Annotated in this window: 19 protein-coding genes; 12 read left to right on the top strand and 7 right to left on the bottom strand. The window is 48.1% G+C overall.

What is annotated here, in order from left to right; genetic code table 11:
• Positions 1–107: 107 nt before the first annotated feature.
• A complete protein-coding gene (locus WBJ53_RS29750; RefSeq protein ID WP_338873130.1) occupies positions 108–515 on the bottom strand; it encodes an Hsp20/alpha crystallin family protein in 408 nt (135 codons plus the stop codon).
• Between the two features lie 412 nt (positions 516–927).
• Between WBJ53_RS29750 and hemC the strand changes: the two genes are divergently transcribed.
• From hemC to WBJ53_RS29720, 6 genes are all read left to right on the top strand, one after another.
• Positions 928–1854 (top strand): hydroxymethylbilane synthase, encoded by a 927-nt coding sequence (gene hemC / locus WBJ53_RS29745; protein WP_338873128.1) that lies wholly within the window; start codon positions 928–930, stop codon positions 1852–1854.
• A complete protein-coding gene (locus tag WBJ53_RS29740) occupies positions 1851–2288 on the top strand; it encodes a GNAT family N-acetyltransferase (protein ID WP_338873126.1) in 438 nt (145 codons plus the stop codon). The genes hemC and WBJ53_RS29740 overlap by 4 nt, the downstream gene beginning before the upstream one ends.
• Positions 2289–2338: 50 nt before the next feature.
• Positions 2339–3550: an FtsX-like permease family protein gene (locus tag WBJ53_RS29735; protein WP_338873124.1), complete on the top strand. Its 1212-nt coding sequence runs from the start codon at positions 2339–2341 to the stop codon at positions 3548–3550.
• Between the two features lie 142 nt (positions 3551–3692).
• Positions 3693–5339 carry a M1 family aminopeptidase gene (locus tag WBJ53_RS29730; protein ID WP_338873122.1) on the top strand — a complete coding sequence of 549 codons (1647 nt, stop codon included), beginning with the start codon at positions 3693–3695 and terminating at the stop codon, positions 5337–5339.
• 67 nt (positions 5340–5406) lie between these two features.
• Positions 5407–6510 (top strand): AAA family ATPase, encoded by a 1104-nt coding sequence (locus WBJ53_RS29725; protein ID WP_338873120.1) that lies wholly within the window; start codon positions 5407–5409, stop codon positions 6508–6510.
• A complete protein-coding gene (locus WBJ53_RS29720) occupies positions 6507–7070 on the top strand; it encodes a hypothetical protein (RefSeq protein WP_338873118.1) in 564 nt (187 codons plus the stop codon). Before WBJ53_RS29725 ends, WBJ53_RS29720 begins: the two co-directional genes overlap by 4 nt.
• 48 nt (positions 7071–7118) lie before the next feature.
• Here the strand turns inward: WBJ53_RS29720 and WBJ53_RS29715 are convergent, their stop codons facing one another.
• Complete coding sequence (locus tag WBJ53_RS29715; protein ID WP_338873116.1) at positions 7119–7514, bottom strand: hypothetical protein; 396 nt, start codon at positions 7512–7514, stop codon at positions 7119–7121.
• A gap of 360 nt (positions 7515–7874) precedes the next feature.
• Between WBJ53_RS29715 and WBJ53_RS29710 the strand changes: the two genes are divergently transcribed.
• The 3 genes from WBJ53_RS29710 to WBJ53_RS29700 all read left to right on the top strand — a co-directional run bounded on the left by WBJ53_RS29710 (position 7875) and on the right by WBJ53_RS29700 (position 9918).
• A complete protein-coding gene (locus WBJ53_RS29710; RefSeq protein WP_338873114.1) occupies positions 7875–9266 on the top strand; it encodes a cystathionine beta-synthase in 1392 nt (463 codons plus the stop codon).
• A gap of 157 nt (positions 9267–9423) precedes the next feature.
• Positions 9424–9651, top strand: a complete 228-nt coding sequence (locus WBJ53_RS29705; RefSeq protein ID WP_338873112.1) for a hypothetical protein — start codon at positions 9424–9426, stop codon at positions 9649–9651.
• A gap of 21 nt (positions 9652–9672) precedes the next feature.
• Positions 9673–9918 carry a hypothetical protein gene (locus tag WBJ53_RS29700; protein ID WP_338873110.1) on the top strand — a complete coding sequence of 82 codons (246 nt, stop codon included), beginning with the start codon at positions 9673–9675 and terminating at the stop codon, positions 9916–9918.
• A gap of 123 nt (positions 9919–10041) precedes the next feature.
• On the opposite strand, the gene rsgA is transcribed toward WBJ53_RS29700, so the two are convergent.
• Together rsgA and WBJ53_RS29690 are read right to left on the bottom strand one after the other, a co-directional pair.
• Positions 10042–10968 (bottom strand): ribosome small subunit-dependent GTPase A, encoded by a 927-nt coding sequence (gene rsgA / locus WBJ53_RS29695; RefSeq protein WP_338877253.1) that lies wholly within the window; start codon positions 10966–10968, stop codon positions 10042–10044.
• Between the two features lie 68 nt (positions 10969–11036).
• On the bottom strand, positions 11037–12314 hold the full coding sequence (locus tag WBJ53_RS29690) for a glycosyltransferase N-terminal domain-containing protein (protein WP_338873108.1): 1278 nt from the start codon (positions 12312–12314) through the stop codon (positions 11037–11039).
• Between the two features lie 63 nt (positions 12315–12377).
• On the opposite strand from WBJ53_RS29690, the gene WBJ53_RS29685 reads away from it, so the two are divergent.
• Together WBJ53_RS29685 and ytxJ are read left to right on the top strand one after the other, a co-directional pair.
• Positions 12378–12686: a phosphoribosylpyrophosphate synthetase gene (locus tag WBJ53_RS29685; protein ID WP_338873106.1), complete on the top strand. Its 309-nt coding sequence runs from the start codon at positions 12378–12380 to the stop codon at positions 12684–12686.
• 54 nt (positions 12687–12740) lie between these two features.
• Positions 12741–13070 (top strand): bacillithiol system redox-active protein YtxJ, encoded by a 330-nt coding sequence (gene ytxJ, locus WBJ53_RS29680; protein ID WP_338877252.1) that lies wholly within the window; start codon positions 12741–12743, stop codon positions 13068–13070.
• 81 nt (positions 13071–13151) lie between these two features.
• Here the strand turns inward: ytxJ and folB are convergent, their stop codons facing one another.
• From folB to WBJ53_RS29665, 3 genes are all read right to left on the bottom strand, one after another.
• A complete protein-coding gene (gene folB, locus WBJ53_RS29675) occupies positions 13152–13502 on the bottom strand; it encodes a dihydroneopterin aldolase (protein WP_338873104.1) in 351 nt (116 codons plus the stop codon).
• 27 nt (positions 13503–13529) lie between these two features.
• Complete coding sequence (locus tag WBJ53_RS29670) at positions 13530–14423, bottom strand: DivIVA domain-containing protein (RefSeq protein WP_338873102.1); 894 nt, start codon at positions 14421–14423, stop codon at positions 13530–13532.
• A gap of 119 nt (positions 14424–14542) precedes the next feature.
• Positions 14543–15442, bottom strand: coding sequence for a WD40 repeat domain-containing protein (locus WBJ53_RS29665; RefSeq protein WP_338873100.1), 900 nt, complete (start codon positions 15440–15442; stop codon positions 14543–14545).
• A 76-nt stretch (positions 15443–15518) separates the two neighbouring features.
• Between WBJ53_RS29665 and WBJ53_RS29660 the strand changes: the two genes are divergently transcribed.
• Positions 15519–16145: a 4'-phosphopantetheinyl transferase superfamily protein gene (locus WBJ53_RS29660; protein ID WP_338873098.1), complete on the top strand. Its 627-nt coding sequence runs from the start codon at positions 15519–15521 to the stop codon at positions 16143–16145.
• Positions 16146–16173: the final 28 nt, after the last annotated feature.

The following is a 16173-nucleotide window of genomic DNA, read 5'->3' as shown; positions in this document are numbered from 1 at the left end:
AAGAGGCTGCTGACGATAAGGCATAAAAAAAGGCCGCTTCCGTAGAAGCGACCGCATTCTCATCTATAGGCTACAGGACCCTTATGATCCCGGACAGGAAAACAGTGTCAGAATAAATCTTTAATATCGATCCGGCGGTGTAACTGCTCTTCGTCTTTGAAGGGAAGCATTACCATTACCTGACCATGTTCGTGAACGGCTTCAATATGATCGACATCAACAAACGATGGAATGTCCAGAACGCGAAGGAACATAGGAACGGCTAATCGTTGGCTGTTGCCTTCTTCATCTTTCCGGGCCGATGTACTGACCAGAAGCGTGTACAAAACCAGTTTGCTGCCTTCTATCAGCACATTGAATGCATTTGCACTAACACCCGGTGCCGATAATTTAATGATGAGTCGTTCGTCCTCACGTTCAACGTTCATTGTCGTTTGGCTCGAACCACCGTAGAGGGTATTGAGCAAATCCACTTGACCGCCCGTTCCCTGAAAAACATTTTCTATCGCTTTCATAGGAGTTGCTATTTACTGTCCAAGTACTGATTTATAGACAAACGACGTGCCTAATGGTTTAATGCTCCGTTTTTGCGTCACCCTGTCAGGGATTTAGTGCGATTCTGGGCTGGAGAGTGCCTTTTTGACGTATTGAGAATTGGTGAGCTTTTTTTTATGCCATAACGTCCAATTCCGCAAAGTGGGGAATTATGGTCGTAGTGGTTGTGGTTTTGTGTGGTTTTGCTTCCACAAAAGCCTTAAAACGATTTAACTACCTCATAACCTGTTTTGGTGGCGTCTAAGCCCTACCTTTGCATAGAGGTTTACGGTTTAGGGTTTATAGTTTATGGTTGCGTTGCCAATTAGTATCCCTTCCTGCCAAGCAACCATAAACTATAAACCCTAAACCGTAACCCATTACCTTGAACTCATGCACATCAGAATTGGCACACGCAGCAGCCGTTTGGCCGTATGGCAGGCTGAGCACATACAAACTTTATTAGAGAGCGGAGGTGTTTCGTCCGAACTGGTTTTTATTGAAACCAAAGGTGATCAGGTGCTGGACCGGTCGCTGTCGAAAATTGGTAGTAAAGGGGTTTTTACGCAGGAACTGGAGGACCAGCTTCGGGCGGGCACGATTGATATAGCGGTTCATAGTGCCAAAGATCTACCCTCCAATCTGCCCGAAGGGTTATCGATCGTTGCGTTTACCGAACGCGAACTCACGAACGACGTACTGGTTAGCCGGGATAAAACCCTGTCGTTGACCGGCGGACGCGAGTTTACGATTGGTACTTCATCAACGCGCCGGGTGGCGATGCTGAAGCATTTCTGCCCGCACATAACTACCGTCGATATGCGGGGAAACCTGCAAACGCGCCTGCGCAAGCTCGACGAAGGTCAGTGCGATGCGCTGTTGCTGGCTTTTGCGGGCGTTCATCGAATGGGCTACGACGATCTTATTGTTGAACAGTTGCCCGTGTCTGATTTTACACCAGCCGTTGGTCAGGGAAGCATTGCCATTGAAATTGCCGGTACACTGGCAATTGAGAAAGTCAATGTGGTACGGCGGTTTACCAATCATGCATTAACCGAATCCTGTTTGCGGGCCGAGCGGGCGTTTCTGGCCCGGCTGGAAGGCGGCTGTAGCATTCCGTCGTTTGCACTAGCCCGCTGGACCGATGAGCAAACCATTAGCCTGACTGGTGGGCTGGTTAGCCTGGACGGAAGCCAGCTCCTGCGGGAAACATTTACCGGCACTCCCGAAGAAGCGCCGATGCTGGGCCATGCACTGGCCGAGCGTATTCTGGCGCAGGGTGGCGACGTATTACTGGCCGATATTCGTGCAAACCTATGACTATATCAATTGCCCATTCTGATGCCGATATCCGGCGTTGTTTGCCTGCCATGCTGGCGCTGCGTTCGCACCTGACCGAAGAGCAGGCTCTCGAACAAATTCGTATTCAGCAAAATGAAGATCGTTTCGTGCTGGCTTTTGTCGACGAAGGCGATGCCCCGAAACCGTCGCCTGCCGTAGTTGGCTATCGGTTTATGAATGTGCTCTATAGCGGAAAAACCATTTATATCGACGACCTGTCGACGCTTCCCGAAGCGCGTGGGAAAGGCTATGCCAGTAAGCTGCTTGATTTTGTTATTGAGCAGGCTCGCCAGAACGGTTGTCAGTGTGTCTCGCTTGATTCGGGCCAAAATCCGGCTCGTTATGATGCGCACCGTCTGTATCTCAATAAACGATTTAACATAGTGAGTCATCATTTTAAGCTGGATTTGTAATAAGCCTGTAATTTGCCTTTTTTCTGACCAAACTGCGTTCATCAGCCACCATGAATCTCTTCCGAATTAGTTGGAGCAACCTGAAAGACAAACCTCTGAGCAGTTTCCTGAGTGGGCTGCTAATGACCTTCGGCATCACCATTATTTCGCTGCTGCTGCTGCTGAATAAGCAACTGGACGACCAGTTTCGGAAAAATATTAAAGGCATAGACATGGTGTTGGGCGCAAAAGGTAGTCCGCTGCAACTGATTCTGTCGAGTATCTATCAGATCGATTCGCCAACGGGTAATATTCCGCTCGAAGAAGCCGAGAAGCTATCGCGAAATCCAATGATCAAAACGGCGATCCCGCTGTCTATGGGCGACAATTATCGGTCATTTCGCATTGTAGGTACCAACAAAAAATACCTCGATCATTTTGGCGCCACCGTTGGCCAGGGCCGTATGTTTCAGGGCGATCTGGAAACGGTAATTGGTCCACGGGTGGCCGAAGTGGCGGGGCTGAAAATAGGCGATACGTTTGCCGGGTCGCACGGGCTCGATGCCGAAGGCGAAGAACATGCCGACTCTAAATATAAGGTGGTCGGCATTCTGAATCCCAGCAATACAGTAGCCGATCAACTCATTCTAACTCCGCTTTCAAGTGTCTGGGCGATTCACGAGCACCACGAAGCGCATGGTGAAGAACATCATGAAGAAGGCGAAGCGCACGAGGAGGAACCACGTGAAATCACCAGTATGCTGATTCAGTTCCGCAATCCACTCGGAATGATGATTGCCCGTGGAATCAATACCAATTCAAAACTACAGGCAGCACTGCCCAACATCGAAATCAACCGGTTGTTCTCACTGCTTGGGGTCGGTGTTGAAACGTTGCGCGGGCTGGCTATTGTGATCATGCTCATCTCGGGAGTCAGTGTGTTTGTATCGCTCTATAATTCGTTAAAAGAACGCCGGTATGAAATGGCCCTGATGCTGTCGATGGGCGCTACGCGGGCACAACTGTTTGGTATGCTGGTGCTGGAAGGGTTGGTGTTGGCGTTGCTTGGCTTTGTGCTGGGTATTTTACTGAGCCGCGTTGGTTTGTGGCTGTTTTCAACCAGTGTGTCGTCGGAGTATCACTACAATCTGGCTGCCTTTAGCATTCTGCCCGAAGAGTGGATTTTGCTCGGTATTGCGGTGCTGGTTGGCGTGCTGGCTGCGGCTCTGCCTGCTCTGGGTGTCTATCGCATGAATATTTCCCAGACACTAGCCGAAGATTAAGCCCGGTAGTTCGTTTTTAGACAATAAAATTTTAGTTAAGCTTTATTATTGTCCACAGAGACACAGAGGGCACAAGGTGCATATTGGGTATCTAATACTTTGTGCCCTCTGTGGACAATAATGTGTGTATATCTACTGATCAATGACTCTCTTGCGTTTTAAAATCTGTTTTCTTTTCCTTTGCCTCACAACCGGATCGTATGCGCAGTTGGCAAGCTATGCCGCCCGCTATATGCAGCCCGGCGTTGATGTGCAGAACTATGCCTTTTCGCTTACGTTGAGCGACTCAACCAATCAGATAAAAGGAGAAACAACCATTCGGTTTACCCGTGCCGACGATCGGCAAACGGTTTGGTTCGATCTGATTAGCGGCAAAGCCGATTCCAGCGGTATGACCGTGCGGGAAGTGCATCTGGCCGATGGTAAAACCGCTCCATTCAGTCAGCGCAACGATCGGGTTTTTATCAACCTTCCAACCGCTCAACCCGGTCAGCCGACTGAATTAACGATTCGCTACGATGGAACGCCCGCCCGAGGCTTAATCATTAGCCATAACAAATTTGGCGAACGTACTTTTTTCGGCGACAACTGGCCCAACAACGCACGCAACTACCTGCCCGTGGTCGATCATCCGTCCGACAAAGCAACCTGCTCGTTTGCCGTTAATGCGCCTGCCAGCTACCGGGTCATTGCCAATGGTAAATTTATGGGGGAAACCAACCTGGCTAATGGTCGTAAACTGACCCGCTGGCAGGAGAGTGCTCCCATTCCAACTAAAGTGATGGTGATTGGTGCCGCAAAATTTGCGGTGCAAGAGGTCGGCTCTGTCAATGGTGTGCCAGTACAGAGCTGGCTATACCCAAACGATAGCCAGAAAGGGTTTGTCGATTACCGACCTGCCAAAGAAATTCTCCAGTATTTTATCGATAAGATCGGGCCGTATTCCTACGAAAAACTGGCTAATGTGGAGTCGACTACCATTTTCGGCGGAATGGAAAACGCCAGTTGCATTTTCTACAACGAAAAAGTAATTGTGGGGCATAAAGATTCGGATGTTGAAGCACTGCTGGCCCACGAAATTGCGCACCAGTGGTTCGGCAATTCGGCAACCGAGGCTGATTGGTCGCAGCTTTGGCTAAGCGAAGGGTTTGCTACCTATTTTTCGGCTCTTTATCTCGAACACGCCTATGGGAAAGATACGCTGAATGCTGTGCTGAACCAGAACAAAGGCCAAATTCTACGCTATACGGCTCTGAAACCGAAAGGAACCATTGTCGACTCAACGGCTATGAATCTGATGGATCTGCTGAATCCAAACTCCTATCAGAAAGGGGGCTGGGTACTGCACATGCTCCGGCACGAACTGGGCGACGATGTGTTCTGGAAAGGCATTCGGGCCTATTACCAGAAGTTCCGTAATGCCAATGCGCAAACCAGCGATTTGCAGGCCGTTATGGAAAATGTATCGGGCAAAAAGCTGGGTACGTTTTTTCAGCAATGGCTCTATCAGCCCGGCTATCCCGAAGTGGTTTGGGGCACTAGCTACGACGCAACTAAAAAAGCATTGGTCATCGATGTCCGGCAGGCACAGCGCAACGACACGTTTTTCTCCATTCCGCTTACGTTCAGCATTCGCGATGCGCGTGGCCGCGAAGTCTCCCGCACCGCCCGCCTGACCATGACGGAGCTTAACCAGACCTTTACGGTGCCACTAGCCTCCAAACCCGCACAGGTCGTTATCGATCCCGACAACACGGTGTTGATGCGCGCCGTTCAGATGGGGAAATAGCCCAGATTGCTACAAATTGCTAACTTGCCAAAGCGCCGGACCACACGACGCCCTAACTGCTATTGCCATGCTCAAGCGCGTATCGATCCAGAATTTCAAAAGCCTGAAAGACGTAACGCTCGATCTTCAGAAAGTAAATTTGTTAATCGGCCCGAACAACTCCGGTAAAACCAATTTTCTGAAGGCACTGGAGTTTTCATATTATAATCATAATTTTTTTGAAGTAGAGGATGAAGAGTCTGGTGTGGCTTTTATGGGCTATGATCTTCTAGGAAATCATACGGAATTAGTTTTTAAGAGAAATCAGAATGCTACAATTACTCTAAAATTAGCTTTAGTAGAAGACGATATAGAAAGGGAAGTAGAAATCAATTGGTCTTCAAATAAATCAACTGTAAGACTAACTCCAAGGCATAACTATAATCTTAAGCAGGACGTTGTCAAATTTATTAGGCAATCACTAGGTGAAATAATTATATATAATCCTAATCCTAATACGTTTAACAAGCCGGGTCCGGTTGGAATGGGTGCCCAGGTTATTAATGCTGATGCGTCGAACCTGATAGCCTTTTTCGATTATATCCGTGACGAACATCCCGAGACGTTTGCTCAAATTAAAGCTGATTTGGCAAAGTGTGTTCCAGAATTTACTGAAATAAATTTTCAAAGTGTAAAACCAACAGAGGACCTTATAAAAATATCTGGGCCTGCCACATACAAGCGGATTGGCCTAACGGATGGTCGGCAAAAAACAATTTATTGGGCCGACGAACTTTCTGAAGGTACACTCTACTTTATTGCTCTTCTCTGCATCATCAATCAACCGAATCCGCCTAAATTACTGCTGCTCGAAGAGCCAGAGAAAGGCATTCACCCGCGACGGATACATGAGGTTGTTCAGTTCATTCTGCGTTTAGTGGAAGAAAAAGACATTCAGGTAATTATGACTACCCATAGTCCGGTGGTGCTGGATATGTTTTCAGAAATGCCAGAAAGTGTGTTCATTTTTGACAAAGATGAAGAAGGGGCTACGCATGTTAAGAACCTGCAACATGATGTTATTGAGCCGGATACGGAAAAAAGTAAAGAATTAGGTGTTGAGCCTCCGCATTATACGGATGCGTTAGGTGATTCGTGGACCATTGGTTTTCTGGGGGGCGTACCAAAATGAGCCAGCTTATCACGTATGGGTTTTTCGGTGAAGACATAGCCCAGCGTACCTTTTTAGCCTATTATCTTGAGCAGATACAGCCCAGTACTTTTCTTGAAAATGAAGAGTTTCGCTGGCGGGTAAAAGTTCAGAACCGTGATCAGGTAGACGCGCGTCTTCCAGAGGCTCTTTTGCAAAAAGCAAAGTTTGGATTAGATGTACTTTTTGTTGGACGGGATATTGATACCGCGCATCATCCGACGATTCTTGACCGTCGCGAACAATTTGCCAGCATCTGTCAAAATCACCACCCGGTGGTTTTAATGTTACCCGTGCAATGCATCGAACATTGGTTTTGGTACATCAAGCGTAAGCACGAAGAGCCAGGTAAACGCTCTCTGCTGGAGCCATTGCTGCGTAATGATGCGAAGCAAGCTATTTACGGGGATATTAAATCGGGAGAAAAAAGAATCGAAAAGATAAAAGAGCTACTGACTGATTTTGATGTCGACTGGCTTGAACAGCGCTCGGAAAGTTTCCGCCACTTTCATCATCAGGTTAAGGCGCTCATTGGTCAGTAGTCATTTGTCATTAGCGCTCCCAATGACAAATGACTATTGCTCATACCCTTAATTCAGCGTTAAGGTGCGTGTAACGGCTTGCGAAGGCTTCGTCGTTAGCGTTACCGGATACAAGGCTACGTCGTTGCCGCTAACGACTTCAACCGTATAGTTACCATCCTGCATATCGGACAGGTCGAACTGGAACCGAAACGTGCCCAGTTTTTTGTTGACCAGTTGCTGAGCCAGCCGATTCCCATGCGAATCTTTCAGATAAACCGCCATAGCCTGACCGGGTTGGCGTTCTACAACAACATGCAGCTTCGAGGCATTGAGCGACGGATAAACGGCAGCTTTGTAAGACGACGTTGTTACCGGATTAACCGGTTTGGCCGTTGCGTCGGTAGTGAGAGCGGCTGTGCTCAGGAGCAGAGCCGCAAGCAGTGATTGAGCAATTGTTTTCATGACTTTGTTCGTATTTGTTGTTTTTGGTAAAAGACTGGCTCAAAGGTATAGCTGCTTAAAGCCTTCATAAATAGGTGCTTGTACGAACTGCTCAAAACATGCACTGAATAGCGCAATTTCTCCGATCAAACGTAAGGGTAGGCGGTGTCGTATTCCGCTTCGTTTTAGAACCGTGCCACGGTTCCCAAACGCTCCACGATTCTAAAACGAAGCGGAATATGTGGGCATAACATACTTGAGTTTGTTCGGAAATAAAGCTAAATCGTAAACGATCAATGTCAGAAAGCTGAACGAACAGGCAATCTGCTAGTTAATCGTATGACAGCAGCAAAACCACAGTAAACCTAAAACGGCACTACAATGAACTACTACAACTCAATTATCGATACCATTGGCAACACACCTCTGGTGAAACTCAACAAGGTCACGAAAGGAATTCCGGGGACGATTCTGGCCAAAGTTGAATACTTCAATCCCGGTAATTCGGTCAAAGATCGCATTGCCATTCGGATGATTGAGGATGCCGAAGCGCGGGGCGTTTTAAAACCCGGCGGCACCATTATCGAAGGCACCAGCGGAAACACCGGCATGGGGCTGGCGCTGGCTGCCATTGGCAAAGGATATAAGTGCATTTTTACGATGGCCGATAAGCAGTCGCAGGAAAAGATCGATATTCTGCGGGCGGTAGGGGCCGAGGTTGTTGTTTGCCCTACAAACGTAACGCCCGACGACCCGCGCTCCTATTACTCTGTTGCGAAGAAACTGAACCGCGATATTCCGAATTCGCTCTATCCAAACCAGTACGATAACCTCGCCAATACAGCCGCACACTACGAAACAACGGGCCCCGAAATCTGGCGCGATACCGATGGTAAAATCACCCATTTTGCCGCTGGCGTCGGTACGGGCGGCACTATCTGTGGTACATCGAAATTTCTGAAAGAACAGAATCCCGACATCTTATCAATTGGGCTGGATACTTACGGTTCGGTATTCAAAAAATACAAGGAAACCGGCCAGTTCGACGAAGGTGAGATTTATCCGTATCTGACCGAAGGCATTGGCGAAGACATTCTCCCCCAGAACGTCGATTTTAACGTAATCGATTACTTCGTGAAAGTTACCGACAAAGACGCAGCCATAATGGCTCGTCGGCTGGCTCGCGAGGAAGGGCTGTTTGTGGGCTGGTCGTGTGGTACGGCGGTGCATGGCGCCCTGGAATGGGCCAAAGACCATCTTACGGCCGACGATGTGCTGGTAATTTTGCTGCCCGATCATGGTACCCGTTATCTGGCTAAGATTTACAATGATACCTGGATGAAAGACCACGGCTTTCTGGAAGACCGGGCTTTTAAAACCGCCCGCGACATTATTCACAGCAAGAACGGAAGCGTTTCAAACCGGCAGTCGCAACTCACTACAATTGGGTCGGGTGTATCGGTAGGGCAGGCCATTCAGGTACTGAACCGGCACAGCATTTCACAACTTCCGGTGGTTGACGAAGAGGATCATATAGTGGGTAGCCTGACCGACTCAACAGTACTGAATAAGTTAATCGAAGATCCAACGGTGAAAGACAAACCTGTGCGTGAGGTCATGGACAAGCCTTTTAAGTTCGTGGGGCTCGACAATACCATCGACTCGCTGTCGTCGCTGATCGACCGCGATAACAAAGCATTGCTCGTCCGCGACGAAAAAGAACAGGTTCACATTATTACCCAGGCCGATCTACTGGCCGCCATGACGAGTTGACGGAAAGTGAATTGGTCATTTGTCAATAGTCATTAGTTACTGGTCATTAGTCATTGATGTTGTTAGTTATCAGGCAATTATTCAACTAATGACCAATGACAATTGACCACCATTCAATTTGCTGGAATTTTGTAATATTGTGTAGACACGTACAATTATGGCAACAGAAGCAGCAGTTCCGGCGCTTGACGTCGCCCAGCAAATACCTTCCTATCTGATTTATGAAACGCTCAACGGCCGTCCGCTTTATCGGAAAGGCTACAAGGATGTATTGGCTAAACGGAAAACTCCGGGCGAAATCATCGGATGCAGCGATCTACAGGCAATTATCGTATCAGCATTACACGCTTATTTGTACAACAGCGTTAATCGTAAAAAGTACTGAGTCGTTACAAATGAGCCAGGTTTGCACATTCAGCTAGGCGACAAGCTGTCGAACGATATTGCTATCTACGAAAAAGAAAAAGTTACGGTTAAAGGTAAGTGCTTCGACGTTGCGCCAACGGTTGTGGTTGAGGTCGATATTAAAATCGATCTGGAGGCTTTCCCGGCTATGGAGCAGGACTACGTTTATACGAAAACGCAGTCCTGCTCGATTTTGGAACCGAGCGGGTCATCTGGATTACGACCCAGTCGCGGAAAGTATTTGTAGCCACCAAAGGCGACAACTGGCTTACACTCAACTGGGACGTTACGGTTCCGGTACTCGATGACGTTACGCTGAATGTGGCTGCTCTTCTGACTGAGGAAGGTGTGTTATGAAAATCTGTAAATTCTACCGTCGGTTATCTTCACCTTCTACCATACTCAGATAGCTCAGATAGCGGCTTTCGGCAATGTCGCCTTCTGAAACAGCGTCTTTAATAGCGCAGCCCGGTTCGTTTACGTGCAGGCAGTTATGAAACCGGCACTGGTTCAGACGATCGCGCATTTCGGGGAAATAATGGCTGATTTCTTCTTTCGCTGTATCAATCAGCCCCAGTTCTTTTATACCCGGCGTATCGATAAGAAACGTATCGGGGGCCAGTTCAAACATTTCAGCAAACGTGGTCGTATGAACGCCCTTGTTGGCAAACGTCGATACTTCGTTAGTGCGTAAATTCAGGGTGGGTGCAATAGCATTTACGAGCGACGATTTGCCCACTCCCGAATGGCCCGACAGCAGCGTTACCTTATGATCGAGCAGGTTGCGAAATGCATCGACTCCGTTGCCCTCAATGGCCGATGTCGATAAACACGGGTAGCCAATGCTTTCGTACATATCCATGATTTCCTGCTGATAGGCCAGTCCTTCGTCGTTCAGAATATCTGTTTTGTTAAACACAATAGCTGTCGGAATCCGAAACGATTCGGCCGATACCAGAAAGCGATCAATAAAACCGAGCGATGTGCGGGGCAGCGTAAGAGTTGCCAGCAATACGGCCAGGTCGATATTAGCGGCCAGAATATGCCCATGAGCTGTTTTATGCACCGATTGCCGGATAATATAATTTTCGCGGGGCACAATGTCGTTAATAACAGCCGTATTTTCGGTTTCATCCTCGACCTCAAACAGAACCCGATCGCCAACCGCAATGGGATTAGTGACCTTGAGCCCCTTGATCTTGAACTTGCCCTTTAGCCGCCCCTGATAAATATGTCCGTCTTCGTTCCGAACGTCGTACCAGGAGCCGGTAGAACGCATGATTAAACCGTTTTGCAATGTAACTAGAAGGAAAGACCGCATGGGCGGTCGGTGAAAGAGCGAAAGAACAGCCGCAAAACCAACGTTTAGTTGTTGGTTTGCTTTGCTGGGCTTTGGCCCATTAATTTCTTTACAACCTCCATAACCTGCGCAGTTGCGCCAATGTTCCGCTGCACATAGTTACGGCTAATTTGTTCAGCTTCTGACCGATTGGCATATTGTTTCGAAAAAGCCTCGTTCAGATCGGCTACGCTGCCTATTGGAAACGCAGCTCCTTCATTGACCAGATCGGTCGCTTCCTGAAATTTCTGATAGTCGGGCCCAAAAAATAAAGGCATCCCAAAGGTAGCTGCTTCGAGGATATTATGAAGCCCCTGCTTGAATGCACCGCCGATATAGGCAAATTCGCCATATTGATAAAGAGAGGAAAGCATCCCAACGTTGTCGATAAACAAACAATCGGCCGAGCGAAGTTGTGACTGATCAAACGATGGTACCTGCGTTTCGGAGAACCGTATCGTTTTTTTTGCCAGTTCGGCACGCCATTTCTCAATCGCTGCATCCTGAATTTCGTGCGGAGCAATAATCACTTTCAGGTTTTGGGTAAACTGATTGATAAATGGAATCAGTACGCTCATATCCTCGGGCCACGCACTGCCCACAACCAGAACGGGTTGTTGAGCCTTAAAAAGCCACGCTGTCGGAATCGCTTTCCGGGCCGAGGCTACCTGGGCTACCCGATCGAAACGCGTGTCGCCCGCCAGTGTTACGTTCGTTAACCCAATGTGGTTCAGCAACTGAACCGACTCCGCATTCTGGACCAGAATATGATCGAAATACGTCAGCATGTTTTTATAAAACCCGCCATAGGGTTTAAAAAAAAGCTGATCGGGTCTGAAAATGGCAGAGAACGAAACAATTGGCACGTTGGCTGCTTTTAGCGCACGCAGGTAGTTATACCAGAATTCGTACTTAATAAAAAAGGCCATTTGCGGCTGAACAAGTGCTACAAACTCCTGAGCGTTGGCGGGGGTGTCGGCGGGCAGATAAACAACATAATCAGCTCCTTCATAATTTTTACGGACTTCGTAGCCCGATGGCGAAAAAAAAGTAAGCAAAATTTTGTGTGTAGGATAGGCCTCCCTGAAGGCTTCGATCACCGGCCGACCCTGCTCAAATTCGCCCAGCGAAGCCGCATGAAACCAGACAACAGGTTGCTCATTGTCAGTTAGTTTGTTGCGTAAGGCAGTTGCCCAATGCTGCCGGCCAGCAACCCATTGCCGGGCTTTGGTATTAAAGGGAGCTACCAGCCGCAGTAAAATCTGGTAAGCAACGATGCCAGCATTATAAAATCCCGAAAACAAGCGATTACGTGGTTGGTTATATCTTGCAAAGCTAAACACTTGCTCTAAAACCATTCAAACACTATGCAATCATACGACACACTCTCCGAAGCACTGGACGGCCTCCGCAAGCAGGGATTTACACTCGACTATAATCTGGCCCACGATCGGCTGAAGTGCCGCGAAGGGGATCTGGAATTGCATCCCGAAGATTTTAATATCGTCGACGTCTATCGGTTTGAAGGAGAAACGAACCCAAGCGACGAATCTGTATTGTATGCAGTTGAATCGAAAGACGGGCAGCGCGGTACACTCGTCGACGCTTATGGCCCTTATTCGGAGGCTATATCCTCCGAAATGGCCGAAAAATTGACGATTCGACAGTCTGAATAACGAACTTTTCTGGATTAGAAGTACTTTTACGTCAACAGAATGCGTGTTGATACAATGGACTGGAACAAATTAACTAGCGACGCTCAGCTCGACGTCATTAAAGAAGAGTCGGCGCAGCAACCGGTGCTCATTTTTAAACATAGCACCACCTGCTCAATCAGCGCAATGGCTCTTAGCCGGATGGAACGCAACTGGAGCGACCAACTTGGCGTGAAACCTTATTATTTAGATTTGCTGGCAAATCGGCCAATTTCCAATAAAATTGAGCATGAGTTTGGGATAGAGCACGAATCGCCCCAGGTGTTACTGATTCGGAATGGCGAATGCGTATACGATGCGTCGCACATGGCCATTTCGTTTGCTGGTTTGCAGCAGGCAGTATAGAAATAAAAAAGTTGCCTAAACCCGAACGGGTATGAAAAGAAGCATAAATACCACTTATGCCTTTTCGTACCCGTTCGGGTTTTATTCTTTCAGGGTAATTTTTGCCCGGTGACACACACCGCCTATGGGCGGATTAAATTTGGATACGCTGACTTCAACCGATAGCAAGTCTGGGTACTGGAGCCGAATTTCTTCAATGATTCGATGAGCAATGTGTTCCAGCAACCGGGCAGGTTGTTTCATGACAGTTGCTGTTATCCGGTACAAATCTTCGTAGTTGACGGTTGCACTTAGCCGGTCGCGCCGGGCGGCTTCCGAAAAATCAGCCGTTACAACAATATCGACCGAATATTTATTGCCAATTTTCTGTTCCTCATCATAAAACCCATGATAGGAAAAGAATTCAAGTCCTTCTAACGCAATTGTTCCCATAATCAGCGGGGGATTGGCCCGCATTACTTAAATCTGATCGAAAAACGAACCGCCTTTCTTGGGCTGTGCTTCTTCTACGGTTTCTGTCGAAACAGCATTGGGCTCGTCGGTGTTCACCTCGGCCAGAACAGATTCTGAACCGGTTGTCTCAATAGCTGTTTCGTTAACTGACACCGATTCATGTTCAATCGCTTCGTCCAGTTTGTCGATAACCGGTTCATCGACAGGGATGGCTTCCGGAACCGAGGTTTCCCGTTCGGAGAGCGGAGGCAGTTCGGAAACGGGATCAGTTGTGTTTTCGGCCGTTTTTTCGCCTTCAGCAGCCTTTTGTTCATCGGCCTGTTTTAAATCCTGCTGGATCTGAGTAGACACTTCGTCGATTTTTCCCATCAGATTTTGTCGGGAAAATTTCTTTTCGAAGCGTTCTACGCTATCGATTGCATTGCCTGCCAGCGTCCGGATCTGAGTAGCCAGGTTTTCTTTGTAGCTTTCGAGCGCCTTAAAGTCATGCTCCAGCGTTTTCAGATCATTCAGAATATTATCTTTCAGGAAGCGGGCCTGATTTTCAGCATCCTGAACCATCAATGCTGATTTTTTGCGGGCTTCGGCCAGCATGTCGTCGGCTTTCTGGCGGGCATCGACCAAATACTGTTCAGCGGCTTTATTGGCCTGATCGGTAATTTGAGCGCTCGTATCTTCTGCTGTTTTCAACGTCCGAAACAAGGTCATTTCTACCTCCTTGAGCTTGCCCAATTCTTTTTCGGCCAGTTCAAGCTGCATTTTCAGCATTTTATATTCGTTTGTCACGCGCTCCCATTCCTGAGAGAGGGATACGAGAAATGCATCAACATCTTCGGGTTTGTAACCACGCAGCCCCCGTTCAAATGTGTGCTGCCGGATCTCGATGGGCGTAATTTTCATCGGTGCGCTTGGGTTAAGGTAATTTTGTACATACCTACTAAAGGTGAAGTAACGTCCATTATACGTATTTAACAATAAATAGCAAGAGAAATCCGCTTTTTTGGTCAAAAAACTGCGTATTAGGCTACTTTCCAGACCGAAATTGTGCGGTCGTCGCTGGCCGAAAGAAGCCGGTTCTGATAAGCAGTCCACAGTAATTTATTAACCGAGGTGCCATGACCAGCATGACGGGCCCGATCTACCACTTTCAGTAACCGAAACGTTTCGGCATCCCAAAGTTTAATGGATTTGTCCATACTAGCTGTAGCAAACAACGTACCAGCCGGATTGTAAACAACATGATTAATGGCAAACAGATGCGCAACAATATCCTGAACGGGCTTATAACCCTGCTCCACATCCCATATTTTTAGGTGAGCATCGCGCCCGGCCGTCAGCAGCATTCGAAAATCAGGCGAATAAACGGCCGTAAATACTGAATTCTGATGGGCCGGAATCATCCTTTTAAGTTCGTAGCTCATAAGGTCGAAAATACGAATGCTAGTATCACTATAGCCAACAGCAAACTCCCGCTCTACCGGATTTATGGCTATACACCGAGCCGACTGGTCGGAGGCTTTCAGGTGTTTTTTTATGGCCAGTTGTTCTGTATCTACTATCACCACAACACCGTCGGAAAGTGCTACAAGAGCGTCATTGATGTGAAATTTAATATCGAAAATGGCTGCCGAGGTTAGTTTCAGGGACTTTATCTCGCGCTTTTCCGCCGGATCGATGAGGTGTAAGCCTTCATAGTTCTGACCAACCCATAAAAGCCCCGTTGTTGGGTGCAGTGCCATTGCATAGACCGACGACGGAATGTGGGCTACCAGTTCGCCAAGATCTGGTCGGTCGAGATGCCAGCGAACAATTAACCCATCGGCACCAGCCGAAAAGAACTGGCCCGACCCGGGCCCCCGCTCCAGTGTATACACGCAGTCGCGGTGACCTCCAAACGTATCTAATTTTTCAATATTCACGGGTAGTAAACAAAAAGTAGGTCACCAAAGGTCGCTAATCCTTTCTTTTTCTCGAACGACTTCCGACTTTTGATTCGTGACAGTACCCATTACCATATCCACAGAGTGCGTAGCAGTGCTCTGGCCCATTGCCAACGATGAGGCAACACTCAGGGCCAGCCTTATGCTAACAGTTCCCGAGCAGGAAGATCTGGCCGGTATTAGCCATCCTATGCAGCGGGTCGAATGGCTTGCCTGCCGGGGGGCTATTCGGCAATTAGTTGAAGAACAGGGGCTGGTATATAGGGGGCTTTATAAAGATGAGTTTGGCAAACCACATCTTATTGGTGCGCCCTGGCACATTTCGTTATCGCATACGAGCGGATGGGCGGCAGCCGTTTTGCACCGTACGCGCCCCGTTGGTATCGACATTGAGCCCATTCGCGACCAGTTTCGGCGCGTTGTTCCGCGTGTATTGTCGGAAGCCGAAATTGCCCATGCTGCGGGCGAGCCCAGCCGTTTAGCCGTTTACTGGTGCGCCAAAGAGGCTTTGTATAAATTATACGGAAAACGCCAGCTTAGTTTTCGGGATCATTTGCATGTGGAGCCGTTTGCCGATGGAGCCGAAAAACTGATCGGGTATGTTCGTTTACCCGATCATGAAGCCGAGCTGACCATCTGTTGCTTTCAGGCGGGCCCCGGTTTGCTGGCAGTAGCCTATTAGCTGCCTATTAGCTAGCCATTAGCCACTA

The sequence above is a fragment of the Spirosoma sp. SC4-14 genome, assembly GCF_037201965.1.
Taxonomy (GTDB): Bacteria; Bacteroidota; Bacteroidia; order Cytophagales; family Spirosomataceae; genus Spirosoma.
Note: the sequence above shows the minus strand (reverse complement) of the source record. Positions and strands in the feature narration are given on the sequence as shown.